Origin of the sequence: Corynebacterium mendelii, assembly GCF_017307055.1 — a bacterium.
In the GTDB taxonomy this organism is placed as follows: domain Bacteria; phylum Actinomycetota; class Actinomycetes; order Mycobacteriales; family Mycobacteriaceae; genus Corynebacterium; species Corynebacterium mendelii.
Window position 1 is genome coordinate 507,581 of the sequence record NZ_JAFLEQ010000008.1, and the last position, 26,496, is coordinate 534,076.

Sequence of the window (26,496 nt, forward strand, 5' to 3'; positions counted from 1 at the left end):
CCGCCGGGGCGGGGATTTCAGCAGTATCGCCGACCTGGCGCGCCGGGCACGGCTCAGTGTCGCCCACACCCAGGCCCTAGCGGCGGCGGGGGCGTGCGACTGTTTCGGTCTCACCCGCCGCCAGGCCCAATGGCAGGCCGGTGTGGCGGCCACCGAACAGCCCGGCATGCTGCCCGGGCTGTCAACGGTGCAGGCCCCGCCGCTACCGGGCATGAATGCTTTCGAGATCGCTGTCGCCGATATCGCCGCCACCGGTATCACTCCTGGGATGCAGCCGGTGTCGCTGGTGCGCGGGCATCTCGCTGATATCGGCGCTGTACCGGCCCGGGAATTGTCCGGTGTTGCCGACGGCACCCGTATCCGCACCGGCGGGGTGGTTACCCACCGGCAGCGGCCCCGCACCGCGGGGGGTGTGACATTTCTCGGCATGGAGGATGAGACAGGGCTGATCAATGTCATTGTCTCCCCGGGGGTGTGGGACAAACACAAACACCTCGCCCTATCGGCCCGGGCGCTGATTGTGCGGGGCAAAGTCGACAATGGATCCGGGGCGGTCAGTGTGGTCGCCGACAAACTCGAGCCACTGCCGCTGGGCGACTGGCTGTCGGCCGGATCCCGGGATTTCAGGTGAAAACCGGCCTCGGCCACCTGTCTTGCCGTGCCGGCCGCGCAGACGGCACCAACCGTCCCGTCAGGCCGCGACCACACGGTCGGCGGTGCACCCGGCCGCATCCGCGGCCCCGGCGGTCACTGACAGCGGGAGTTTTCTCCGGTCGGCGGGGCACAGTGGTGCCGCCGCCACCCACCGGGTGCGGCCGGGTCCGCTGATCGGCTGGTGCCGGGACAGCAGCCGGTGGCGAGCATCGCCCTGTCCCGCCGTCGGGGGCCATGCCCGCAAAACGTATGCCCCGCCGGGGCAGGGAATCTGTTATTGACAATGAATGCGGGTGCTCCCCTTGGATGGGGGGAGGATGCGGGGCGGGTGGGCAAGGCCCCGATTTTTGCGTTGGTGAGCGAAAATCACAGCTGAAATTCAGGAAAAGTCCGCCGCTGCGAAGTTTTCGCGGGCAAGCCACTAATGGAAAACATACCAATTCAGGTCAGGATGGGCTACATTAGCTTCGCATTACGGAAAAAACGTCGTCCCCGATGGCCGTTCCCGCGGGCATTCCCGCCTGGAAGCGGTGACCATGCAGGCCCGATGGGTCGTGGTACCGGATCTCCGGACGGCATTTTTTCCGTTTCCAGCAATACACGAGAAGAAAGAACCAGTAATACACAATGAAGGCTTTCACACGTGCGGCCATTGCCCTGTGCGCCACTGCACCGCTGGTCCTGGCCGGCTGTTCCGGCAGCGGTGACGACGCTTCCACCGAGACCTCCTCGAAGGAGTCGACTTCGGCGGCCGTGTCCTCCGAAACCTCCGCCGCAAAGGAGGCGGACGCTGACAAAGACAACAAGGCTTCCGCTGGTGAAGCGGTAAAGGTGGTGGCCACCACCACCCAGATCTGTGACTACGTCACCCAGATCGCCACCGACAACTCCGCTGACGCGGAGCTGGCGTTCGTCAAGACCGGCTCCGACGGACAGACCAAGGAATTCGGTGCCCCGGTCGACACCGCCACCTCCGAGATCGATCTGACCTGTCTGCTGGCCCCCAATGCCTCGGCGCACGACCATGAGATGACCCCGCAGCAGATGAAGGCTCTCGGCGAGGCTGATCTGTTCATGGTCTCCGGCGTGGACCTGGAGCACTTCCTGGACAAGGCCGTTGAATCCTCCGGGTTCAAGGGCACCATGGTTGTCACCGCCGGTGTGCTCACCGCCGATGAAGTCGAAGACGCCAACGCCGAAAAGGACAAGGAAGGCTCCCTGCCCTACAAGGTCTTCCGCGGCGACAAGAAGGTCGACGTCGAAAAGTGGCCCTTCCTGCCGGAAGAGGGCGAAGAGCCGGAATTCAAGTACGACCCGCACGTGTGGACCTCCCCCGGAAACGCGGAAATCCAGGTCCACAACATCGGTCTCGCCCTGGAACAGGCCAGCCCGGAGAACAAGGAACTGTTCAAAAAGCACGTTCACCGCTACGAGGAGCAGCTGCAGGCCCTCGACAAGTGGGCGAATGAGTCCCTGGAGACCATCCCCGCCGAGCACCGCGTGCTGTTCACCAGCCACGACGCCTTCGGATACTTCTCCAACCACTACGACGTGAAGTTCATTGGCGCGGCGTTGAGCGACTTCAACGAGCAGGCTGACGCCACCGCCGACCACATCGCCTCCGAGGCGAAGAAGGTCCAGGACTCCGGTGCTGTGGCCCTGTTCGCCGAGAACTCCAACAACTCCAAGTCCATCGAGGCCATCGCCAACGCCGCCGGCGTGCGTGCCGTCATGGGTGATGACGCCCTCTACGGTGACTCGCTCGGCCCGGACGGCTCGGACGGTGAAACCTACATCGGTTCCATCCTGCACAACGTCACCAACCTGGTGACCGCCTGGGACGGCACCGTTGCCCCGATCCCGGACTCCATCAAGGAATACGCGCCGAAGGATGTTGTGACCAAGTAGCACACACTCCGGTCCACGGCTTGGACACCAAGTAAAGTTCGTGGATGCGTAAAACCGGATGACGCTGGGCCGTAGATGTGGTTTAATGACCGCAGCTGCGGCCCAGTTTTTGGTTTGCCTTCCATACCCGGCAAAATCAGACGTGAACCGGATGCCGCTGTATCCAACCCACCGGGCTTTTTCTGCCCATTGACGATAAGAACCGCAGGTCAGATTGTGACTGACAGAAGTAAAACCCCCGCACTTTCCTACGACAACTGTTCCTTTTCCTACGGTGGTTCCCCCGCATTGACCGGGGTGACCGGCGAAGTGTTCCCCGGCGAGGCTCTGGCGTTGATCGGCCCGAACGGTGCCGGCAAAACCACTCTTCTGCGGGGCATCCTCGATACGGTGACCGTCACCGGGACCATGCGGGTGCTCGGCGGTGATTTGAAAAAAGTGAAAAAAGGGGCCATCGGCTATGTGCCCCAGGTGGCCGACCTTGACACCTCTTTCCCGGTGACCGTCTCCCAGGTGGTCGGCATGGGCCTGTACGCCGAGCTGGGATGGTTCCGCCGTATCGGTGCCGGGCACAGAAAACGCATCCATGCCGCCCTGGAGAGGGTCGGAATGGATGACCGGGCGAAGATGCTGTTCGCCAATCTCTCCGGCGGACAGCGGCAGCGGGTGCTGTTGGCCCGGTCCATTGTGGCCAACCCGAAACTTATCCTGCTCGACGAACCCTTCAACGGCCTGGATGAGCCGAACCGGGAGGCACTGTTGAGCATCATCCAGTCCGTCAAAGAAGAGGGCGTCGCTGTGGTGGTGTCCACCCACGACCTGAAACTGGCGCATGTCACCTGTGAAAAAGTGGCTCTGCTGGCAGGCCGGCAGATCGCTTTCGGCCCCATCGGGGAAGTACTGGTGCCGCACTATGTGGAAGCCGCCTATGGGGGACGTTCCACCGACCAGCTGGTCGGTACCGGACTGGAAGAAGGTGTGGTCCAGTGACCGGGGCGTGGGCGGAGGTCACCGAGGTGTTCGGCCGCGGGGTCGAGGCACTGCGCCTGTCCGCCGAACATGTTCCCGGTTTGACGACCCTGGCCTCGGCACCGTATCTGTGGCGCCCTTTCCTCATGCTGGTGTTTTTGGGTGTGGTTGCCGGGCTGGTGGGCGTGATCGTCAATCTCAGGCGACTGGAATTCAATGCCGAAGCCACCGTCCACTCGGTGTTTCCCGGCATTGTGGCCGGTGCCGCCTACGGCGGCATCGAAATGATCATCCCCGGTGCCGGTATCACCGCGGTGTTTGTGGCCATTGCCCTCACCCTGGCCGGGCGCAGGGGAGTGAAAACCTCCGAATCGGGAACAGCAGTGGTGCTGACCTCCTTTTTCTCTTTCGGTATTGTGCTCTCCCTGGCCAAGCGGGACATGTCCGGGCAATTGGAGGCCCTGATGTTCGGCCGCCTGCTGGAAGTCACCGAATCATCGCTTCTGGAATCCTGCCTGGTATGCACCATCGGGCTGGTCATTATTCTCGCCAGCTGGAAAGAACAGGTGTTCACCGCCTTCGACCGGGAGGGCGCCCAGGCCGCCGGCATCAACGGTCTGGTGGTTGATCTGCTGGTCAACTGCGCGATTGCCGCTGTGGTGGTCTCCGCCTCCACGGCCGTGGGCGTGCTGCTGGTCATCGGCTACCTGGTGGTTCCCGGTGCTACCGCGCGGCTGCTGGTCAAGCGCATCTCACTGATGATTCCGGTGGCCATTGCCGTGGCCGTGGCCGGCGGCTACATCGGCATGCACATGATGATGATTGACGCCCCGCACCAGATTTCCCCGCAGGCCGCCGTCGCCCTGAGTGTCCTGGCCCTGTTCTTTGCCGCGCTGCCGGTGAAAATGCTGCGCGACAAACTGACCACCGGGCGCACCGACACCGGCACCGACAATGTGGCCGCAGACATCACACCCCCGCAGCCGGTGGCCTGTTCCGCGGCGGCACACGGAAGGGACTGACCGATGAGTATTTTCGACCCGATTTATCTGTCCATTTTGCAGCGTCCCCTTCTCGAGGTCGTCATTGTCGGCGTTCTCGCCGGACTCGTCGGCTGCCTGGCGGTGCTGCACCAGCGGGTGTTTTTCGTTGAATCAGTCGCCCACGGCACCTTCCCCGGGGCGATCATCGGCGTGGTGCTCGGCATGAACCTGGTCACCGACGATATGAGCAATGACAGCAAAATGCGGCTGCTGTCGCTGTGCCTGTTCGCCGGTGCCCTGCTGGCCTGTGTGCCGCTCAGTTGGCTGATGCACAAACTGGTGGCTGTCTCCGGGCTGTCGTCGCAGGCATCCGCCGGCATTGTGCTCACCCTAGGCTTTGCGCTCGGCTACTTTTTCAACAAATGGTTCGCCCCGCTGCCGCTGAAAATCGCCTCCTTCCTCACCGGCTCGGTGATGTCGGTCAACCACACCGACATTATTTCCGCGCTGGTGGTGCTGGCGATCGCCCTGATCATTCTGGCCGGCTTCGGCAAGCAGCTGATCTTTTTCAGCTTCGACAGCGCCGGCTACCGGGCCGCGGGGCTGCCGGCCGCAGTCGCCGAGGGCATCATCCTGTCGCTGGTGTGCGCCACCATTGTGGTGGTTATCCCGGCGGTCGGCACCATTTTGTCCATCGCGCTGGTGGCCGCGCCTGCCGCCGGGTTGCAGTCGCTGGTGAAATCAACCACCCAACTGCTGTGGCTGTCACCGGTGGCCGGTGCCGCCATCGGGGTGACCGGACTGCTGACAGCCGTCCAAGCCAATTGGTCGGCCGGCGGCACCATCGCCCTGGTGGCCGGGGTGTTTTATGTCGTGTGCGTGGTGATCGCGAAAGCCACCCACCGGCGCCACGCCTGACAAACAGCAACCGGTGGGCATAAAACACCACCGCCGTCCGGGGGACACAGTCCCGGACGGCGGTGGTGTCGTTCAATGACAGGCCCCGGCAGAAAGGCCGGTGGGCGGGACAAAAACCATCGGGCGGGTGTGTTTACACCGCGCCGTCGAAACCCATCTGTCGCCATGCCTCATAGACGGCGATGGCCGCGGAATTCGACAGATTCAACGACCGGCGGGCGGGCAGCATCGGGATGCGCACACGCTCGGTGACCCGCCGGTGGGTCAGCGCCGCCTCATCCAGGCCGGTCGGTTCGGTACCGAACAGCAACACGTCACCGCGCCGGTAGGTGATGTCGGTGTGATAGGTGGTGGCGTGGCCGGTGAAAGCGAACACCCTCTCGCCGGGAATGCGCTCCAGGGCCTCGTCCAGACTGTCGTGGATGCTGACCTCGGCTAAGTCGTGGTAGTCCAGGCCCGCTCTTTTCAGATGCTTGTCGGCGAAATTGAATCCCAGCGGGCCGGCCAGGTGAAGATGCGCCCCGGTGATTGCCGACAGTCTGATGGCGTTGCCGGTATTCGGCGGGATGACGGGTTTGTCGAAAATGATGTGCACGGTGGGCTTCACAGACCCCAAGCCTAGGGCCTGGGCGGCACAGGGCGAAAAACCAGCTGCAGCCAACGGCACGGTGAACCAGCACCGTCTGCGGCCGGTGTCTGTTGCGTCCCTGCCGGAAACCGGCAGAGGGGTTTTTGAAAAAATCATTCCCGGCACCCGGCCGGTGACGGGCCGGACCCGGCCGGCCGCGCCGCACGGCAGGCACGGTTGAAAAGGTATATTCATGTTCATGACTGCCACCAGACTGGACGGAAAACTCTACCGCGACGAAATCTTTGCGGACCTGAAACAACGCGTTGCCGCGCTGAAGGACAAAGGCGTGGTACCGGGCCTGGCCACGGTGTTGGTCGGCGATGATCCGGCCAGCCACAGTTACGTGAAGATGAAGCACCGTGACTGCCAGGAAATCGGGGTCACTTCCATCCGCAGGGATCTTCCCGCCGACATCAGCCAGCAAGAGCTGCTGGCGGTCATCGAGGAACTCAACCACGATGACGATTGCACCGGATACATTGTGCAGCTGCCGGTTCCCGCGCACCTGGATGAAAACGCCATCCTGGAGGCCATCGACCCGGACAAAGACGCCGACGGCCTGCACCCGGTGAACCTGGGCAAACTGGTGCTCAACGAGCCGGCGCCATTGCCGTGCACCCCCAACGGGGCGATTCATCTGCTGCGCCGCTATGGCGTGGAACTCGATGGCGCGAAAGTCGTTGTCATCGGCCGCGGGGTGACGGTGGGCCGGCCCATCGGTTTGATGCTGACCCGCCGCAGCGAAAACTCCACGGTGACTCTCTGCCACACCGGAACCAGGGATCTGGCCGCGGAAACCCGGCAGGCCGATGTGATTGTCGCCGCCGCCGGCAAAGCCCACATGCTTGTCCCCGACATGGTCAAACAAGGTGCAGCGGTGCTGGATGTGGGGGTGTCGCGCCTGGACGGGAAACTGGCCGGTGACGTGCACCCAAAGGTGTGGGACAAAGCAGGTTTCGTCTCCCCGAACCCGGGTGGGGTGGGGCCGTTGACCCGCGCATTTTTGGTCCGCAACGTGGTGGAACGGGCCGAAAAACTGGCCGGTATCCGCTAGCGGGCCGATCGTTTTCGCCGCGGCGCGCACGGCCCGCCCGCTGTGGCGTGCCGGACTGCTCCCGCGGCGGGCCGTCGCGGCTTGTCTTCCCGCCGCAAGGAGGGGCACATACTCCCCGTGGAGTCCATTCCGCGGCGACTACAATCAGGCGGTGGCACACAGCCTGCCGGCAGCAGCCGGTGCACCGGCCGGCAAGCGGAAACTGCAGGAACGAGGAAAAAAGGGGAGGAGACAGCAACCAGTGTCACCGCGCGCGAATCAAATCCCCTCCAACCTCAACCCGCATGACCTGCACACAAAACCGTCACCGCTGCCTGTGGCCGTGCAGTGGAGCCTGGTGGCGGTGCTGGTGGCCGGGCTGGTGGTGTCAGTGGTGTTTTCACTCAGCGACCACTGGCGCCGGGCGACCTTCATCCTGGGGGTGTCAATGATGTGGCTGGCTGTGATCCGGCTGGTCTGTGACTCCCGGATTCTGGGCGTGCTGTCGGTGCGGTCACGGCGCATGGATGTGCTGTTCACCACCGGCGTCGGGGCGCTTTTGGCCTATCTGGCCTATTCGGTTGATTCCCTGGGCAGCTGACCCGGTGCCCGAACCACGGGCTCGGCCGCCATTTTTTCGCTCGTGTGCCGGACTTTGATGAGGAAGAGCAACACCCACCTGTGCCGAACCCGATTGTTGCTGTTGTGGTTGCCGCTGTGCCCTTGCTGGTCATGGGCGCCCCCAGGAGATCACTGTTGCTGACCTGTTGTCCTCCAGCGCCGGTTCCAGCACCGTCACCGCACTGTGGCCTGTCCGGTGACAAACCCGCCCGTGGTGCCCGGCATGAGGGTAAGCGCCTGCAACACCCGGGCCGTGGTGTTCCTGCGGTAGCAACCTTGACAAAGCCGGGAGCCTGGGAGGGGGTGTCCCCGCCACATGCGGTCACTTCGGTGGTGGGGGATCAACCAGTGGCAAAGGGGCGCTGGGCCAGCCCTGATTCGCGCAGGAAACGGCCCAGAATATTCGACACCTGCCGGGTTTCGGTCAAAAATGCGTCATGGCCGCAGGGGGAGGAAATCTTGGCCATGCCGATCAGGGCGCCCAGGTTGCGGGCCAGATGCTCCTGCTGGTGGTAGGGGTACAAAATATCGGTGTCCACACCGGCGACCATGGTCGGCACCGTCGAGGATCCCAGTGCCTTGTTCAACCCCCCGCGGCCCCGGCCGATATCGTGCCGGTTGAGGGCCTCGGTCAGTGTCACATAGCTTCCGGCATCAAAACGCATCACCAGTTTGTCCGCCTGGTAGTCAAGATAGCTTTCCACCGCAAAGCGCTGGTCGTCGCGGCGTACCGGCCCCAGAGGGTGTTCCCCTTCCTGCGGCTTGGCGCCGAAACGTTCATCCATCTCCAGCTCACCACGGTAGGTCAGGTGGGCGATTTTACGGGCATCACTCAGGCCGGCCCGGGGGAAAGACCCGGTGCCGTGGTAGTCGCCGTCCAACCAGTCCGGATCCCGGGTAACGGCATGAATCTGGGCGGTTTGGATACCGATCTGCCAGGCACTGGCCCGCGCCGAGACCGCCATCACCAGGGCGGCACCGACACTGTCGGGGTAGAGGAGGGTCCACTCCAGGGTGCGTGCCCCGCCCATGGAGCCACCCATGACTGCGGCAACCTGCTTGATTCCCAGAACATCGAGAAACTGTTTTTCAGCCTGCACCTGGTCGCGGATGCTGATCGCCGGGAAACGGGAACCGAAAGCGCGGCCATCCGGGTGCGGGCTGGACGGTCCGGTGGATCCGGCACAACCGCCCAACACATTGGTGCAGATGACACAGAACCTATCGGTGTCCAGGGGTTTGCCGGGGCCGATGATCTCGTCGCCCCACCAGCTGCGGGCATCACTGTCACCGGTTAAGGCATGCTCGACAAGGATGACATTGGTGCTGCCGTCACCGGCGGTGTGCAGCCGGCCCCAGCTGGAATAGGCGATGGCCGCATCCGTGATCACGGCACCTGCTTCGGTTGCCACATCGCCGATGCGGACAATGGTTGGTGCTGCTGGCATTACTGCCTTTCCGAACGTGGGGGACGGGTGGCTGGCGGGGAGGAACAACGGGTGGGCAAACCTGCCGGCGAACCCGGTGCCGGGCAATGCTCCCCACGAACAGTGCCAGCCAATATACCACTCGGTCTATAAAGCCATCTAGTTGATGAACCAAGTTGTTTGTATGTGGGGGTGGCCGGGGATCATTGCCGCCGTTTCACGGGGGTGTGCCGGCCCCGCCGGTGGCGCCGGCGACCGGTGGAAGAGGGGGTGGGACGTGGTGGAAGGGCACTGTGCCGGCGGTGTGGGCGGTGGCTGATCCAAAGGGGCGGCAAGTGCACGGAGAAAAAACCCGCGCACAACCGGTGCGCGGGTTGGGGGTTGCATCCTGTGCGGCCAGGGATCCCCGGGTGGGTGGGGTCATGGTATCCGGCTGTGGAAGGAGCCGGTGGGGGTCAGCGGGATGCGCGCCACACAGGCGACAGCCCCGGTGCCAGGCAGATACTGATGAACACGCAGACCGCGGCAATCAGGGCCGCAATGACGGAATGTTCCGCGGGGACCAGCCACCACAGCAGCAGGCACACCACCAGGTTGATTGACCAGATGACCGGGACCATGACCCGGGCGCGCCGGGCGTGGGTGATCTCTGATTCGGCCCACGGTTCGTAGGGGAAACGGTCCCGTGCTTCCCGGCGGATACGGCGGGCGGTGACCTGTCCTGGGGCGATGGCGGCAAACAGCAGCAGTGCCAGGCCGATGCCCAGCACCACGAGGTTCATGGTGACCGCGCCATAGGCCATTACTGCGGCGCTGACGGCGATGGCCAGGCATTCCGGCCAGGTGATCGGACGGTCACGGCGGGGATCGACATCCGGGTACAGGCGGCCGAATTCATCGATTTCCTCGGGCGGGTAACCGGCCCAGACTTCTCCGGTGGCAAGGGTGTCTGTTGGATGGTCATCGCCGTAGGTGGTGTCCGGGATGCCGGAACCGGTGCCGGCGGGGGTGGATGGGTAGCTGTGTCGTTCGGTCATTCCTGTGTGCTCCACTGATGGATGGTGGGGAATAGGGGGGATAGGGCGTGTCAAGAGGGTGGTGCCGCGGCCGCACCCGCGGACCGGCCGGGTGCTCCGCAGGCGGTGTGCGGACGCTGCGGGACGGTGGCCTATGAGAAACCTTTAGGGTAGTCTAACCTGTAACTTAGCGCCAACGGGCTTTTGTTTCGCGCGGCACGGCCACACGCTGCAGTTATGGTGGCATCAATGCTGTAGATATGCAGGTTGCCGAGTGAAGCGGATGTTCTATGCGGCCTCAGGCGGGGATGTTGTCCCCAGTTATGAGTAATTTTGATGAGGTTGCGGGAGCCTTACCTGTGTTTGCTGACACTGGTGCGGCTTCCCCCCTGTATGGGGGGCGTGGGTGGCGGGCGGGTCTTCCCGGCCGGCCACACCGATTTTTCCGAAGATGAAGGACAAGATTTTCCGAAAGGTTGAGGTGGGCAGTTGACGATCCACGACAGGCCAGCGCGCAGAGTTGCCGCGGCGGTGGGCGGTGTCGCCGCCTGTGCCGCGGTGTCGGTGGTGCCGCTTATCGGGGCGTCCCCGGCGGTAGCGGCTGACGCATCCTGTGACACGAAACATATTGCAGTCACGGCGGGACAGTTCTCCTGGGCTTTCAAAGAGACCTATTTGAACTATGTTCCGAAAACCGGCCAGATCACCGCCGGTGACGGGGCTGATTTCAACGGCAGCAGCTTTACCAACCAGGCGACCAACGATCTGTCCCCGATCGATTCGGATTCCGCCGGTGATATCGCCTTCAAGGGCGAGTGGCATTTCCAGGCCCACCCGGCGATGAAGGACAAGAGCAAATTCGTCCTCGACACGAAGCTGACGAATTTCCATCTGAAGGTCAGCGGCGACCAGGCGACGATGTACGTCGACGCGGTATCCCGCCCCGCCACCGAGATGCGCATCGACGCCGATCCCACTCCCTTCCAGGATTACAAGAACATCAAACTGGCCACCTTCACCATGAGTCCGGCGGCGAACTTCGGTGGCTCGTGGCAGTCGACCTCCACGCAGGCGGTCATTGCCGATGAGGCCAACAAGGAACTGTTCGCCAACTACTACCAGGGTGAGAACAAGAATCTGGCGCAGATCACCGTCAATGTGACGGTGGATCCGGAAAAATGCGGCAAGAAACCGGCTCTTTTCGGCGGCTCCGGCTCCTCCGGGGGATCCGGAGCATCCGGCGGCGGATCGGGTGGATCCGGCTCCGGGACGGCGGCGGGTCCGGTGTGGGATTTCGCCAATGATGTCAACGACCGGCTGGTGCTGGCCAACAAAATGATGGACAACACCGGCAAGTTCATGGACAACATGGACAAGCTGAGCGAAAGATTCAGAAAAGACAACGCGAAGCTGCGCGGCGTGGACACCGAAAAAGCGGACGGCCAAGCGGCGGACAACGCCGCAACCGCCGGTGCTTCCGCCGGGGCAGGCCAGGCCGCGCCGTCGGCCCCTGCGCCGGGAGCCGCCTCCGGGGCGTCGGTGTCGGCACCGTCGGGTGCCACCGCCGCCGCCGGAGTGTCGGCGGCGCCGCCCTCCGGCGGGGTGTCGGTGGGCGGCGGAACCCCGGCGCCGGCTGCCGCCGCAGCCGGCGGTGCAACCTGTGACGCTTCCTCCCAGCCGGTGGAAAAATCGCTGATGAACTGGTCGGTGAAGGATTCTTTCCTCACCTACATCACCGGCAGCATCGCCAGGGGCCGCTTCGAGACCAACAATGTCGGCTACAACAACAGCCGTTTCGTTTTCGGTGCCCGCTCCGGCAGCGTTGATGCGGCAGCGAAGTCCGGGCAGATAGCCTACGGCGGTTCGATCCACTTCACCGGCCACGAAGGGGTGCTGGACATGACGATCGGCAGCCCGGTCATCCAGTTCAACGGCACCAGCGGAAAACTGATCGCCAACGTCCAATCCTCTGACATGTCCGGCAAGAAAACCGATCACGGCAATGTCGAGTTCGCCGATCTCGCGTTGAGCAAACTGGACATCAACGGCAATACCCTCACCCTGGAAGGCGTCCCGGCACTGACCCAGACCGGGGTGAAAGCCTTCGCTGATTTCTACACGGTCGGACAAGAGCTGGCACCCATTTCCATCTCCGCCCAGCTGGGCGCTGCCGGTGACTGTGCGGCCGGTGGCTCCGGTGCCGCCACCGGGGTTCCGGTCGGTGCCGGTGGTGATCCGGCGGGCGGAGCCGATTCCACCGGTGCGGATAACGGCGGTGGCATGGACGGTGCAGCAGATGCCGGTGCCCTTGGTTCGGTCAATTCCGAGGACCAGAACAAAAACCCGGACAGCACCTCCGGCGGCGGCTCCAGCTTCAAAATCAAGTCGATCGGCGGCAAAGCCGTCGATGGTGACGGCAGCGACGACGTAAAGGCTGCCGGACAGCAGGTGCGGGCAGCCGGGGTGGGCATGAATGTGTCCCCGGTCAGTGCCGCTTTGCTGGTCCTTGCCTGCTTTGTTGTCGCCGGTGCCGCACTGACCTCCTTCGCCACCAAAAACCCGGCCTAGCGGGGATGGCCGACAGCCGGAGGCATCCACCCGCCGGTTGTCCCCGGGGCTGTGCCTCATCGCGGTGCCGGCCGGCCACACCCCCGGCTTGCCGGTGGGTACCCCCCACGGGGGCCGACAGCCGGAAGCCTGTTGCGCCGGAATGCGTCTGTCGGTTCGCGGCCCGGGATACGCCATCGTTTCGGTTTTCCGGGCCACCGGCGGTGACGGACGGGCAGGAGCAACTGCCCGCAATCCCACCACCCGGGAGGGGAAGGGACAAAAGTCACCGGCACCGTGGTGCCGGTGTGGGTGCCTTTCCGGTTCCACCATCCACACCACCATCGACAACCATTCTTTGGGCTCGCCCGCTTTTGGGCGTCCACCAGGTAAAACACATCAACCGAATGACCATTGCCGCGGATGTGCGGGAGAAGAAAAAACAGACAGGATTTGGACACAACGTGTTGACACTCAGCAGGCCGAAGCTTGTGAAAAAAGCCCGGGCATTGATCGGTGTCGCCGTCGCGGCGACACTGGTGCTATCGGGCTGTTCCTCCGATCCCGGTTCCCCGGCCGACAACGGGATCGCCCCGTCCACCGGTACCGGTGCCACCGGTGGCCTGGACTACGCGAATGCCACCAGTGATGCGGAGCTCAGGGAAATACTGACCAACCTCAGTGATGTGCCCGACCCCTACACACTGACCGGGGTGACAGAGGTCAAACGCATGAACGAGGTCACCCCGGTGGTGACTGACCCGACACCGCAGATGCCGGTGGAGCTGATTGACGCCGACGGCTACGAGGTGACCGTCACCGACACCTCCCGGATTCTGGCGCTGGACCTGTTCGGCACCTACACCAAAACCCTGGCCGGGCTCGGGATGCGGGACAGGATCATCGGCCGCACCGTTTCCTCCGACGAGCCGTCGCTGAAAGATGTTCCGCTGGTGACCAAAGGCGGCCACACCATCAACGTCGAAGCGGTGCTGTCACTGAAGCCGACCCTGATGATCGTCGATCATTCGGTCGGCCCGGCCAACGCCATCAACCAGGTGCGTGACGCCGGTGTCACCGTGGTGGTGATGGAACCGAAACACACCATCGACTCCATCGGCGAGGACATCATGAACCTGGCGATGGTGGTCGGGCTTCCGCAGGCGGGGAAGAAACTGGCCGAGCAGGCGCAAAAAGATCTTGACGCCGACCGGGAAGCGATCACGAAGCTGGTGCCCGACAAGCCGATGCGGATGGCTTTCCTCTACGCCCGCGGCACCGGCGGTGTCTTCTACATCCTCGGGGAAGGCTCCGGGGCGCAGGATTTGATCGAGGGGATCGGCGGTATTGACCTGGCAGCCGAAAACAATCTGGCGAAAGCCTCCCCGGCGAATGCGGAAGCACTGGCGAAACTCGACCCGGATGTGTTCATCATGATGACCGAGGGCCTGAAATCGACCGGTGGCATCGACGGTTTGCTCAAACGTCCCGGTGTCGCCCAGACCACCGCCGGGAAGATGCGCCGTATTGTGGCCATCCCCGACGGCCAGTCACTGGCTTTCGGACCCGACACCGGTGAACTTCTGCTGCGCGCCGCCATGGCCATGTACGCCCCACAAGACAAGCAGGAACAGTGAAAGACACACAAGCCCCAGCCGGTGGGGGAGCAGTCGCTGACACCCCGCAGCCGCGACGATTGACCGATTCCCAGGTGTTCCGGCGCCGCCGGATCGCCCGTATCAGCCTGTTCGTCTTCCTCATTGTGCTGGTTTTCGCCGCATTCGTGCTGTCGATGATGATCGGCCAGTACCCGATTCCGCTGAACCAGATTTTCCCGATTCTTTTCCAGGGGCCACCCGGAACCGACACTTTCGGCAACCAGTCGGTGATGTGGAATATCCGCCTGCCCCGCATTGTGCTGGGGCTTGTGGTCGGGGCCGCTCTCGGGGTGGCAGGAGCCTTGATGCAGGCGGTGTTCGCCAACCCGTTGGCTGAACCGTCGGTGATCGGGGTGACCAGTGGTGCCGGTGTCGGGGCCGCGGTGGTCATTGTCTTCGGCTGGAGCTTCCTGGGAACCTCCACTGTTCCCTTCGCGGCTTTCATCACCGCTGTGCTGACCACCGTCATGGTCTACCAGCTGGCCCGTTTCGACGGCCAGGTGCATGTCATCAACCTCATTTTGACCGGTATCGCCATCAACGCCGTGTGCGGGGCGATCATCAGCCTGCTGGTGTATGTGGCGCCGGCGACTTCCCGGGAACAGATCATTTTCTGGCAGATGGGTTCACTCAATGGCGCCCTGTGGAAGCAGGTGGTTGTGGTCACCCCGATTATTGCCGCGGGAATGGTGGTGGCGATTATTCTCGGCGGGGCCCTCGACATTCTGGCCCTGGGGGATAAAGCAGCCGCCCACATCGGCGTCAATGTGGCGTTCGTGCGGATTGCCGCGATTGCCGCCTCCACTCTTCTCACCGCCGGTGCCGTGGCCTATGCGGGACTGATCGGCTTCGTCGGATTGATTATTCCGCACCTTCTGCGGTCGATCACCGGTCCGGCGAACAAGATTCTGATCCCCGCTTCCGCCCTGGCCGGCGCCGCGCTGATCGGACTGGCCGATATTGCCGCCCGTACCCTGATTTCTTTCGCCGACCTGCCGATCGGTATTTTCACCGCCGCTGTCGGCGGCCCCACATTCTTCATTCTGCTGCGCCGCATGCTGCGCAAAGGCCGCAAGGGATAGGTCCAAGGAGACACACATGCCGCACACCAATTCCCCGCAGCCCCGTCACCGGGCCCCGGATCCGGACTACCGCCATCCCGCGGACACACCGTCGACCCCGCCAGCCGGTGGGGACTCTGCCGGGAGGGATGGTCATCGAGCAGCCGGTGGAGCCGGTGACAGAAGAAGTTCCGCGCCCCGGAGCCTGCCCGCCGACTGGGACAGTGCCCGGGAAGCGAAAAAACGCCAGCAGATGCGCCGTCATGCTGAAATGCGGCGTAAAAGACTCGCTGAGATGGCAGACCACCGGGACCGCGTTCGCGTGACCGATCACACCCGCGCACAACCCGCAGCCGACCCGGATGCAGGACAGGATCCGCTGTCTGCCGCGACCCTCGGCAGCCCCATCCGCCACGAGCCGGCCGGCCACATCATCGAGGTGCCACCGGACAGGGATCATCCAGGGCAGGCTGTGACAGGTGCAACCGCACCACAGCAGCGGGTGACCGGCGGGGAGGAAAACCCCCTCACCGGCCGGCGGCTACCGGATCCGGGTTCCGCGGCCCGTCGCGGTGCAGCTGATGTTGGCCGGGAGATGGTCGGCGCCGGGGAGATGTTTCCCGCCGGGACGATGGCCGGTTGCGGCGACGGGTTGAAAACGGAGAACCTGTCGGTGACCATCGGCGGCCACCATATTCTCCACGGAATCTCGATTCACGCCCGTCCCGGGGAAGTGCTTGGATTGATCGGCCCGAACGGTGCCGGAAAGTCGACGCTGTTGTCGGCGATTTCCGGGGATATGCCGGCCAAACACATCACCTCCGGGCAGGTGAGCATCGGTGGACTGACCACCACTGATTTGTCCCAGGCCCAGTTGGCCAGGCTCCGGTCGGTGATGCTGCAGGACGTGTCGGTGTCGTTTTCCTTCCTGGTGCGTGATGTGGTGGCCATGGGCCGCCGTCCGTGGGTCAGGACCGCCAAAGCCGAATTCGATGATGCCATCGTTGACGCGGCACTGCGGGCCACCGGCACCGATCATCTGGCTGACCGCGACATCATGACCCTGTCCGGCGGTGAAAGAGCACGGGTGGCCCTGTCCCGGGTACTGGCCCAGCAAACCCCGGTGGTGCTGCTCGACGAGCCGACCGCGGCACTTGACATCGCCCACCAGGAGCAGGCGCTGGGACTGATCAGGGCAATGGCGGCCGCCGGTGCGGCAGTCATTTTGGTGGTCCACGACCTCAACGCCGCCGCCGCCTACTGCGACCGGATCGCCTGCCTGGAAAAAGGGCGCCTGGCTGCAGCCGGAACCATCGCGGAGGTTTACACCGAAGAAAAACTGTCCGATATCTACGGGTGGCCGATTTCGGTGCACCGGCCCCACGGCGACGACGGAATTCTGCAGGTGCTCCCGCACCGCGGGCACGACATCGCAGCCGTGGAATCCACCCGTGAACTGCTGTACCACCTCAACAATTCCCCGTATGTCGATCCCATCGATCCCCGGGGAAAAAGCGGTGCACCACCCCGTTGACGGGTGTGCCCCACAGGCGGGCAACCGTTTTCCACCGCAGGCTGCGGCTGGGAAAAACGAAAAAACAACTAAAAAACCACAACCAACCACAAGTATCAAGGGGCCGTACCGGTGCCTGCGACAACCAGTCGGCTGACACCATCAGGTGCGGCCGGCAGCAACCCGAAAGGACTACCCCACGTGACCACACGTTTCCCCAAACTGATCGCCGTTATCTCAGGGCTCGCCGTCGCGGGCGCTGTCACCTTTGCCGCTCCCGGGGCGGTCGCTGTCGAAAACGGCGGCGACACCGGGTCGGATACCGCATTCGCCCCACAGTGCACAGCCGACCTGGCTGGAACAGTGACCTGGGGTTACAAGGAAAGCACCGTCAGCTACGTCAAGCAGGGCGGGATTATCGAAACACTTCCCGGTTCGGTTTTCGACCCGTCCACCGGACAGTTCACCTTCGGTATCGACAACAAAAAATCCCTCCGCAAGGCTGACGGTTCCCTGGAACTCCACCTGAACGGTGGCCCGCATCTGCGCAAATACTGCACCGACGGGAAATGTCTGATGGACCAGAAACTCGCCAACATGGTGGTCACCGTCGACAAGGACGGGAAAACGGGCCTGCTGACAGCCGACTACGACGGCCAGGACGCCCGGGAAAGCCTCTACGACGCCACGCCGGTTTCCCTCACCGAGACACCGATCGCGGATCTCACCTTCGACCCGGCGGCACAACTGTCGGACGATGACGCCACCGCCAGCGCCCAAGCAGCAACCGCCAGCGCCGAGATCACTGAACTGATCTGGGTAACCTACAACGAAAAAGGCACGCCGCTTGCGCCCATGACCATCAACCGTGCCTGTGGCCAGGGACCGACCGACGACGAGCAGACTGTCGCCGACAACCGCGATGAGGTGCTCAACCCGCCGAAGAAGGACAACGGCAACAGCAACACCGGGACAACCGATGACACCACCGGCAATGGCACCACCGGCGATGGCACAGTCGAAGATGACCAGCAGGAGACAACCACCTCCAACTCCTCCAAAGAAAAGCTGGCTTCCTCCACCAACCGGAAACAGTCCGACAAAGACACCGCCGCCGGTTCCTCGCGCCTGGGCCGTAATGCTTTCGACAAAATCTATGATTCCGTCCTGGCCGGCATGCTCTCGCTGAGCACCCTGGCCGTCGTCGCCGGAATCCTGACCATCATTGTCCAGCACGCCCTGGTGCTCGCCAGATAGCCCGGAACACCACCAGCTCGGCTTGAGCCGTCGGCCGCCGGATACACGGCCGACGGCAACGAGTGTGACTGCGCCACCGTACCCGTCGATGGGAACGGTGGCGTTTTTTTGCTTGGCTTGTCTGCCGCGATCATCCGACCGAACCCTCCGGCTGGTCGGCACACGTTCCACCGGGATCGGAAATCTTCGGCAAGGCGACACTTGCAGTGGCGTATCCACTCTTTTCGGGGCAGTATGAAAAAGGGCCGTGGTGAGCACCGTCCGGAAAACTGGAGCACGCAGGGGTGGGTCTGTGACTGCGGATAATATTCGGCAAAAAGGCCGTGAGCAGGGTGAACTAACGTCAAAAGGTACTACCGTTTGATTGTGCTTCACCGGGTGGGGGAGAAGTGGTGTCAACAGCTCGTCTTTAGGGTAGGCTCACATGTTGATGGACCGCTCTTTTAGTGGGGGCGGCCTCAACAACCCATCCCTCGGCGGGTGGTTTTTCAGCCCCGTAGTTCACGGCTTTTCCTCACCTTCCCGGGTGCCTGCCGGCACCGCGGATGAAAAGCGTGAACTCCAGCGGCCACAGGTGCCGTGACCGGTTTTACCGGCCATCATGGTGGTGGCCGCCGCCGACGGGTCCGCACACCCGGCCACACCCGGGAGAAACAGGAGAACCACATGAAGAAACTTCTCGCATCCGTGATGACCGCAGGCATTGTTGTCGCAGGTCTCGCAGCCCCCGCTTCCGCTGCACCGATCCCGGCGAGCCAGTGGGACCACACCCTCAAGGGCATCGAACAGGGCAGCACAAAGCAGATGGAAAAGCAGAAGGATCCCTGCGGATTTGCCAGCACGCACCTTGTCATGGGTCTTGGCATGAAAAAGAAAGACAAAAACAACGCGCCGGTCTACATCGACACCATCGAAAAACTGGATGCCGAAAAAATCGAGATTCTGTGGGATAAGAGCCACCTCGGCGACCCGGCTTTGCTGCCCGATGGCCAAGCCCACAAGGACGTTTTCAAGGATCTGCCCGCCAATCAGCGTGAGGTTCTCGCGAAGTACTACGCCGCAGCCGGCGCCAAGTACGCCCTGACCTGCCAGAAAAACGAGGCGGGTGTCATGGAGCTCAAGAACTACATGAATTCGATCTCCACGTACCCGATGGACAAGGACAAGGACACGGACAAGAAGAATGACATGAACAAGAAGAATGACATGGGCGCCAACAGCGGCTCCTCGTTCTTCGATATGTTCACCGCCCTGTCTTCCGAGTAGCGAGGGGTAACAGGCCCCAACAACTCAATAAGACAACGACAAACCCTTCCCGGTGCAGCCAAACATCCGGGAAGGGTTTGTCGTTGTCCCCGGCAAGGCTTCAGCAACAAAACCGGGGTGTCGAAGGGCTGCGGTGGGAAATTTGTGGGGGAAGTGGTGATCCCCGGCAGGCGAGTCTTGTGTGACTAGTCTGCCGGGGATCGGTTGGGTTATTCAGTTGTGTGGGCGGTTGAACGGAAAAGGCAATCCGTTCAGCCTCGGTGCAGTGACCCTGTTAGCCTGCCGCCACTGGTGCCGGTTCCGGGGCTGGTGCCGGTGCCGGGTGCTGCCAGGGTGCCGGGGGGAAGAGCTTGGCCAGTTGTGCCGGTATTCCACCGGGCATGGATGCGATGATCATCCAGGCGGTTTGCAGGGAGACAACCAGGGCGATGATTGATCCGAGCGCGGTGGTGGCTTGCAGCATGGCCCGCAGCGGGTTGGAATCGTCCGGCTGCTGGTTATTGATGATGACAGTGACTTTCCCGTTGTCTGCGGTACCGGTACCGGTACCGGTTCCGGGATTCGGGGCAGGGCTGGTCTGCTTGTCATCGTCTTTGTCCTTGCCGCTGTCGGTGTCGTCGGCTTCTGTGCCACCTTCACCGGGGGCGGTGGTTTCAGCCTTGTCGAAATCGACGGTCACGGGCAGTGGTGCCTTTTTGCCGGGCTTTTCACTGGCCGATGAGGTGTACCAGTAAGACGAGAGACCGGTTTTGATCTGGAAGTTGACGAACTCCTGCGGCCAGGAACCCCATCCTTCTGCTTCGGTGTTCTGCGTGCGTTCGGCGCCCGTGGTGTCGACTTTCACGCCGCTGTAAAGCGGGGTGAGGGTGACAGTGCCGTCGGTTTGCAGGGATGCATTGGTGAAGCGGGCGATGACGGTGTTCGGCTGCGGGTCAAGTGCGGTTTTCTCGTTGGGATTGTTCATGTCCGAGCCGTAGCCCGACAAGTCGGCGACAAGTGTGCCGGTTCCGTCTGCGTCAATCGTCAACTTCGGGTTGGTGATGGTGAAAGGCACCAGGCCGCCGTAGAAGTTGACGGAGAACGCGCCTTCCCAGGAAATGGTTCCGGACTTGTCTTTGTTGATGTGTCCTTTGCCATCGGTGATTTCAACGAACTGGTTGGTGCCGTTTGAAAGGAATTCGGCGCGGGTGGCGTAGGTGGGTTCTGTCATGGTGTCCCCGGCGGTACCGGTGACGATCCGGACATTGCCTTCTTTTGAATTGTAGGAGGCTTCGTCACCGTCAGACTTACCGGCAGACAAGTAGTTCGCTCCACCGAACGGTGGTTTGGACTGAACTTCGCCGCCGACATCCCAGAAGAAGCGGACGCCGGTGATATCGACGCCTTCGTCGGGGATTTCCTGCGGTTGGGTGACCGTCAGGGCGCTGTCGCTGGTGGTTGTGACACCGGCGGGGCTTGTGGCGTATGCCTGAACCTTCATGCCTGACATGTCGGTGTTGACGCCCTTGATCGTCAGGGTGGTGGTGTTGCCTTCAGTGACAATGACGAACACGCTGCCGTCGGGGGTGATGGGCTGCCACAGGCCGGTGGATTTGTCGTAGCGTTTCCAGCCCAGCGTGGAGCCTTCGGGTGTGTTGAACGTTGCGGTGAACGTTGCGGTGTCACCGTCGTTGACTTTCGCCGGAAGTGCCGGGGTGGTGGCTTTCGGGGTCCAGTTGACAGTCAGTGCTGCTTCATTGGATGCGGTCCAGCCGGCACCGGTTTCAACCAGCAGGCGGTAGGTGCTGTCGGCGTCAGCGGAGGTGGCGTCGAAGGTGTAGGTCGGTTTGGTGGCATCGGCGATGTCGGTGAATTTGGATTCGCCTTTGCGTTTGACCTGCCACTGGAACTTCGGGTCTTTGGTGTCTTCGGTGACCGTGGCAGTGAAGGTGACGGATGCGGATTCTTGTTCGCCGAGGTCGACTGTTTGATCAGTCGGCTGGGTGGCGAAGTCACCGTAGCGGTAGGCGCGGCCGGTGTAGATCGTCAGATCCTTGTCCTTATTGATGCCGCTGTAGATGACTTCACCGTTGTCACGCATTGCAATGTTCTGACTGCTACCCCACGGTTTATGTAATTTCGGGGAAAAGAACTCATCCTGGATTCCATCCTTAGTGAACACAGCAATCAACTGGACATTACGTCCGTAGTAGACGCCGTAGCCGGCTTCCTCGTTGTACGCGGCAAGGGGGCCGGATCCAGCACCGAAAAGCACATACGGCTCTTCCCAGTTGTATTTCCCATTCTTCACGGGAATGGCACCCAAGAGTTTTTCTTCTGTGAGCGAAGCGTAGTTCATGATGGAGGACCAGCCGGTACCGACAGTAAAGAAGTTACTGTCACCTGCGGGAAGAATCTGTCTCCAGCTCCTGATTTGCTCGCCACCTTGATCACGGTCTTTTTTGACGGAGACACCAGTCATGAAGTACCCGACTGCGGAATCGCTCCCGACCATTTGTTCATTGATGTTGACCCACACTGGTGGGTAGATGGAGGTTGTACCGTCTGTGTTTTCGTACTTTCCGTTTGTTCGGTTAGCGTCTCCGCTGGGGAAGATGTAGATTCCGTTGCCCAATACGGCAGGCGCGCCGACAGAATTGGGGAAAGTGGCGGTGGTCGGAGCACCCTTGTAGTCGGGAAGGTTCGTTGCAGCCAGTACAAGCGAGTGCTCTTTCGCCTCGGCATCGTTTTGACCGGGTGTTGCCGTAGTAGGGTCGATCACGTAAATAGTGCCGGGGGTCTCACGGTTTTTAATATCCCCGGCAACAATGATGCTTTTGCTGTCGTGATCCCACCCGAGGCTGAGGATTGTGGCGGAGTCGGCCTTCCACAGCTGTTTGTCGAGTGTGAACTGGCCGTTCTTGTAAGAGAGCCGTGCCAACTCCCTCGGTATGGGATTGTTTTTCAGGTCTTCCTCATTTTCGAGTCCCAAAAAGAAGTAGAAGCTCTGGTTACCGTCGTATTGAGGGTCTACGAATCCATTCCTCACTGTGGAGGGGGTAAATGGAAGGTCGTAGCTGGCTTCGATCTTCTTTTCTTTGGTATCGACCACCCAAAACTTACGGTGGGCGGTCTTCTCGAATTTATCTGTGAGTTGGTAGAGAAAGACTTTATCTGTTCCCTTGATCGGGAAGACGCTCATATCGTAGTAGCTGTCCAAGCCTTCTCTGGGAAAACCAGGAAGAACAGTTCCTTCTTCAGCGGACTTAAATTTCCACTTTCCTGGTTCGCCGAGTCTTTTTTCGACCTCTGGAAGTCCACCGGGGCCTTTGTAACGGATGGTCAGAGGATCAGCGACGGCGCCTTTCCCGTAGAGCGGGAAGCTGTCGATGAACCCCGGAGCATCGGCGATGGTGGTTTCACCGTTTTCGAAGCTGAACTTTGCTTCATCTACGATGAAATTTCCCCAGGCCTGCCGGGGCATCTCCACCTTTTCCGCAGTGTTTTCGCGGGTATTACCCTCGTAGATGCCGGTGACCTGCTGCTTGTCTTCGGTGATGTCGACTTCGAGTTCTTTGTAAATGATGTCGAGCGTGCAGTTGTCGTAGCTGTCCGGGGGCTGGCAGTAAGCCAAGTTGTGGATGTAGCCGCCGAGTTTCAGATGAAGGGCTTTGGTTTCCGAGTTATATGTACCGGACTTGATCGGCCAGACGTACTCTTTGTTTTCGTTCAGCGTGACACCATCGTAAAGCTGGGCACCATCACCGATGTAGTTTCGCCAGGATTCCCGGAAACCCCAAGTGACTGTGCCTTCGGTGATTTGGGTGATCGCCGCATTGTCGGTCTCCGGTGGTTGATCTGTCTCTGCTGTGGCTGGGGTTGCCAGTATGCCCATGGCAACTGCGACACCCGACAAAACAGCAGTCAGGCGCTTGGCCAGACGAGGTTGTGCGAAAAATGTCATGTTTATCCTTGAGTCGAAAAATTGGGTTTCCGGAAACCAGAGCAGTGGCTACTCCTGACATACCTGCAGCGACAGTTGAGAAAATGACTTCAACTGCCGCTGCAAGCTTGAAATTTGTCCGGATTACCGCCAATGGTTGTCGGAATTTTTTCCGGTACCCTCTTAAGGGTTCACACGGAAGGTACCGGCGGTGTCGGCGACCTGTGTTCCACGGAAGCCCTTGCCGTGGTCCTCGACAATGACGATCTCGCCGTCACTGTGTCCTGCGCCGGTGTGGAAAATGATTTCCTCATTACCGCTGTACGTCGGAATGGAACCATGGGCATTGGTGCCTTGGTCACTCAGCGTGAATTCGAAACTGATCTCACCGTTCGTATCGCTCCAGACCGTCTTCTGGTTGTCTTTCAGGCAGCCGGGGAGCTTGAAAAACAGGAAGACAGTGCCGGCTTTCATCTCGCATTGGCCTGCAACGTACTTGGTCTCCGGTTTCAGGCCGGAAGCGCTGACAGTGATGACATCGCCTTTGTTGTACACGTCCTGCAGATCAACGATCTGAGCGTTGTTGAGGTCATGCTTGGGGTTGCCGGGATCCCACATTGGCTGCAGCTCATTTGTGGGGGCGGCACTCGCGAGAGGAGCCGCCAGCATTGCCGATGCCGTTATGGCGGGGGGATGAATTTTGATGCTTTCATACAAGCCTCCAATTTGGAAATGGACCAGAGGGATTCACCGTTCGCAGGGGCCTTTCTGGTCCGTGCGGCGGTTGACCAGTTTGAAGCATAAAAGAGTTCCCTAAGGCAAGCAATACCTTCGCTGTGGATTTTCTTACCTAAAACATCATATGAAAGTTCAAAATATGGTCCCTAAGTGAGGTTTCGTGGCGGATGGGTGCTGTGAAAAGATTTCGGCAGGCATGGTCGATCCACCCTTTTCGGGTGTAATTTTTCTGTATTATGAAGCGGCCGACAGATAGGTGGCTGTGCAAGTGAAGGATGGGCCGGTTGTGGTCGGCTTTTTCCACCGTGTGAGCCGAATTATTGGGGTCGTTGTGCAATGGTGGATGGTGTACTGCAGGTTTGTGGAATTTCTGTCTGTGTCGTGGGGGAAAAGTTGTCTTCTTCAGTCCGGGTGGGGATGAAATCCGTGATGTGTCGGTCTGCTGGTGGTTGTGTGCCCGCTGTTACGCGGAAAGGTCAGCCTCAGCTTGCATAGTGGGGTGGGCGGTGGTGGTTTTGTCGGGAACGGATTGACAGGTGGCGGGCAAAATACGCAAAAAACCGGAAGCCCCTGTATGCCGTGGCGTGCATACAGGGGCTTGCGGTGTGTATGGGAGAGGCTGTGACGATCCGGTGCGGTGATGCGGGTTGTTATGCCGTGTCGGTGCGGGTGCTGTCAGCCGCTGATAGCGTCCAGGCCGCGCTGCAGATCGGCCAGAATGTCATCGATGTCTTCGATGCCGACCGACAGACGGACCGTCGCCTCGGAAATCCCGGACTTTTTCAGGTCCTCTTCCTCCAGTTGGGAATGTGTGGTCGATGCCGGGTGGACCACCAGGGAACGGACATCGCCGATATTGGCCAGATTCGAGTGCAGCTGCAGGGCGTCGATGAATGCCCAGGCTTGATCGCGGCCCCCCTTGAGGTCGAAGGACAGTACCGAACCGGTGTGTTTTAGCCCCAGTTTCTTTTTGGTTTCATTCCACGGGCTGGATTCCAGGCCCGCGTAGTTGACGTGGTCGACCAGGTCGCTGGCCTGAAGGAATTCGGCAACTTTCGCCGCATTGGTGTTGTGGCGTTCAACCCGCAGGGCCAGTGTGTCCAGTCCCTGGGCCAGGACCCAGGCATTGATCGGGGAGGGGGCGGCACCGGTGTCGCGCAGAAGACCAACACGGGCTTTCAGTCCGAAAGCCGGGGCGCCCAGGTCGGCGTACTTCAGGCCGTGGTAGGCAGGATCCGGGGTGACAAAGCCGGGGAAGACGGGTGTGCCGTTGCGCTGGGCGGTCCAGTCGAATTTCCCGCCGTCAACCAGAACACCGCCGAGTGCCGAGCCGTTGCCGGTGTAGAACTTGGTGGTCGATGCGACAACAATGTCGGCGCCCAGATCCAGCGGGCGGACCACGGCTGCGGTGGCCACGGTGTTGTCGACGATCAACGGCACATGGTTGTTGTGGGCGACTTCCGCCACGGCCGGAATGTCCAGCACATCGGCCTGCGGGTTGGCGAAGGTCTCCCCGTAGAAGGCCACGGTGTTGTCTTTGACGGCTGCGGCCCAGGATGCGGGATCATCGGGGTTGTCGACGAAGGTGGTCTCAATGCCTAAGCGTTTGAGGGTGACATCCAGCAGAGTGTAGGTGCCGCCGTAGAGCCTGGGTGAGGCGACAATGTGGTCACCGGCCCCGGCCAGGGTGAGAATCGCCGCGGTCTCTGCTGCCTGGCCGGAAGCAAACAGCACCGCATGCACGCCACCCTCCAAAGAAGCCAGCCGCTCTTCGACTGCCGCGACTGTGGGGTTGGTCAGCCGGGAATAGACCGGTCCGGCATCTTCCAGGGCAAATCGCTGGCGGGCGTGTTCGGCGGAATCGAACACGTAGGAGGAGGTGAAGTAGATCGGAAGATTCCGGGAGCCGGTGTCACCGTCAACCGGCTGTCCGGCGTGAATGGAACGGGTGGCGAAGTTCCAGTCGGCGGCGTTGCTGTTGTCGTATTTGGTGCTCATGATGTGTCGGTCCTTAAAGGGCTTGGTGGAGATGAAAAATACAGATGGTTCGCAGTTGGCTGCCCGGCCGGGGTGGGGCGCAAACAACAGGCGCGGCAGCCGGATCCGAAGGGGAAAACACCCTGCCGCCTGGCGTGCACCGACCACCATAATGAACCAAGCGGTCTATATCAAGCACTGGGGGCTGTCTATTTTGCTTTTCTGCACGTCAGAGCATGGAAAAAACTCCCCCGACGCCTGCTTGCTGGGGCGGTGGGGGAGTGGTGTGTGAACCAAGCTGTTCAGGTTCGGTTTGTGTCGGCTGGCCCGGTGCGGGGGTTAGCGCTTCGGGTGGTGCTTGGAGTGTCTGACCGGGCGCCGGTGGTTGCGGATGGCC

Annotated in this window: 19 protein-coding genes; 13 read left to right on the plus strand and 6 right to left on the minus strand. The window is 61.6% G+C overall.

Going from position 1 to position 26,496, the window contains the following annotated elements:
• From JZY06_RS12230 to JZY06_RS05520, 5 genes are all read left to right on the plus strand, one after another.
• The coding region (locus JZY06_RS12230; RefSeq protein WP_330617136.1) for an OB-fold nucleic acid binding domain-containing protein at positions 1-631 on the plus strand (631 nt) is incomplete at its 5' end.
• Between the two features lie 650 nt (positions 632-1,281).
• Positions 1,282-2,562 carry a metal ABC transporter substrate-binding protein gene (locus tag JZY06_RS05505; RefSeq protein ID WP_207118975.1) on the plus strand — a complete coding sequence of 427 codons (1,281 nt, stop codon included), beginning with the start codon at positions 1,282-1,284 and terminating at the stop codon, positions 2,560-2,562.
• A gap of 213 nt (positions 2,563-2,775) precedes the next feature.
• Positions 2,776-3,552, plus strand: a complete 777-nt coding sequence (locus JZY06_RS05510; protein ID WP_377768842.1) for a metal ABC transporter ATP-binding protein — start codon at positions 2,776-2,778, stop codon at positions 3,550-3,552.
• Positions 3,553-3,632: 80 nt separating this feature from the next.
• On the plus strand, positions 3,633-4,553 hold the full coding sequence (locus JZY06_RS05515) for a metal ABC transporter permease (protein ID WP_255568468.1): 921 nt from the start codon (positions 3,633-3,635) through the stop codon (positions 4,551-4,553).
• Positions 4,554-4,556: 3 nt separating this feature from the next.
• A complete protein-coding gene (locus JZY06_RS05520; protein WP_207118979.1) occupies positions 4,557-5,432 on the plus strand; it encodes a metal ABC transporter permease in 876 nt (291 codons plus the stop codon).
• Positions 5,433-5,565: 133 nt separating this feature from the next.
• On the opposite strand, the gene JZY06_RS05525 is transcribed toward JZY06_RS05520, so the two are convergent.
• On the minus strand, positions 5,566-6,039 hold the full coding sequence (locus tag JZY06_RS05525; protein ID WP_330617138.1) for a tRNA (cytidine(34)-2'-O)-methyltransferase: 474 nt from the start codon (positions 6,037-6,039) through the stop codon (positions 5,566-5,568).
• Between the two features lie 220 nt (positions 6,040-6,259).
• Here JZY06_RS05525 and JZY06_RS05530 point away from each other — a divergent pair, with 220 nt between their 5' ends.
• Both JZY06_RS05530 and JZY06_RS05535 read left to right on the plus strand, forming a co-directional pair.
• Positions 6,260-7,117, plus strand: coding sequence for a bifunctional methylenetetrahydrofolate dehydrogenase/methenyltetrahydrofolate cyclohydrolase (locus JZY06_RS05530; protein ID WP_207118983.1), 858 nt, complete (start codon positions 6,260-6,262; stop codon positions 7,115-7,117).
• Positions 7,118-7,358: 241 nt separating this feature from the next.
• Positions 7,359-7,697 carry a DUF3017 domain-containing protein gene (locus JZY06_RS05535; protein ID WP_330617139.1) on the plus strand — a complete coding sequence of 113 codons (339 nt, stop codon included), beginning with the start codon at positions 7,359-7,361 and terminating at the stop codon, positions 7,695-7,697.
• A 361-nt stretch (positions 7,698-8,058) separates the two neighbouring features.
• On the opposite strand, the gene metX is transcribed toward JZY06_RS05535, so the two are convergent.
• Positions 8,059-9,165, minus strand: a complete 1,107-nt coding sequence (metX, locus tag JZY06_RS05540) for a homoserine O-acetyltransferase MetX (RefSeq protein ID WP_207118985.1) — start codon at positions 9,163-9,165, stop codon at positions 8,059-8,061.
• 434 nt (positions 9,166-9,599) lie between these two features.
• Complete coding sequence (locus tag JZY06_RS05545; protein ID WP_207118986.1) at positions 9,600-10,181, minus strand: hypothetical protein; 582 nt, start codon at positions 10,179-10,181, stop codon at positions 9,600-9,602.
• A 468-nt stretch (positions 10,182-10,649) separates the two neighbouring features.
• On the opposite strand from JZY06_RS05545, the gene JZY06_RS05550 reads away from it, so the two are divergent.
• The 6 genes from JZY06_RS05550 (at position 10,650) to JZY06_RS05575 (ending at position 19,462) form a co-directional block, all read left to right on the plus strand.
• The gene (locus JZY06_RS05550; RefSeq protein ID WP_207118988.1) at positions 10,650-12,728 is read left to right on the plus strand and encodes an HtaA domain-containing protein; all 2,079 of its coding nucleotides are present in this window, start codon (positions 10,650-10,652) and stop codon (positions 12,726-12,728) included.
• 386 nt (positions 12,729-13,114) lie between these two features.
• Positions 13,115-14,344: a heme/hemin ABC transporter substrate-binding protein gene (locus tag JZY06_RS05555; protein ID WP_207118990.1), complete on the plus strand. Its 1,230-nt coding sequence runs from the start codon at positions 13,115-13,117 to the stop codon at positions 14,342-14,344.
• A gap of 59 nt (positions 14,345-14,403) precedes the next feature.
• On the plus strand, positions 14,404-15,447 hold the full coding sequence (locus tag JZY06_RS05560; protein WP_242516769.1) for a FecCD family ABC transporter permease: 1,044 nt from the start codon (positions 14,404-14,406) through the stop codon (positions 15,445-15,447).
• A gap of 610 nt (positions 15,448-16,057) precedes the next feature.
• Positions 16,058-16,960 carry a heme ABC transporter ATP-binding protein gene (locus tag JZY06_RS05565; RefSeq protein ID WP_207278759.1) on the plus strand — a complete coding sequence of 301 codons (903 nt, stop codon included), beginning with the start codon at positions 16,058-16,060 and terminating at the stop codon, positions 16,958-16,960.
• A 180-nt stretch (positions 16,961-17,140) separates the two neighbouring features.
• Positions 17,141-18,196, plus strand: a complete 1,056-nt coding sequence (locus JZY06_RS05570) for an HtaA domain-containing protein (protein WP_207118992.1) — start codon at positions 17,141-17,143, stop codon at positions 18,194-18,196.
• 666 nt (positions 18,197-18,862) lie between these two features.
• The gene (locus JZY06_RS05575; RefSeq protein ID WP_207118993.1) at positions 18,863-19,462 is read left to right on the plus strand and encodes a hypothetical protein; all 600 of its coding nucleotides are present in this window, start codon (positions 18,863-18,865) and stop codon (positions 19,460-19,462) included.
• 274 nt (positions 19,463-19,736) lie between these two features.
• On the opposite strand, the gene JZY06_RS05580 is transcribed toward JZY06_RS05575, so the two are convergent.
• From JZY06_RS05580 to JZY06_RS05590, 3 genes are all read right to left on the minus strand, one after another.
• A complete protein-coding gene (locus JZY06_RS05580) occupies positions 19,737-23,405 on the minus strand; it encodes an HtaA domain-containing protein (RefSeq protein WP_207118995.1) in 3,669 nt (1,222 codons plus the stop codon).
• A gap of 162 nt (positions 23,406-23,567) precedes the next feature.
• The gene (locus tag JZY06_RS05585) at positions 23,568-24,101 is read right to left on the minus strand and encodes a hypothetical protein (RefSeq protein WP_207118997.1); all 534 of its coding nucleotides are present in this window, start codon (positions 24,099-24,101) and stop codon (positions 23,568-23,570) included.
• A 696-nt stretch (positions 24,102-24,797) separates the two neighbouring features.
• Entirely contained in the window at positions 24,798-26,120 is a 1,323-nt protein-coding gene (locus JZY06_RS05590; RefSeq protein ID WP_207118999.1) for an O-acetylhomoserine/O-acetylserine sulfhydrylase, read from the minus strand.
• Positions 26,121-26,496 lie beyond the last annotated feature (376 nt).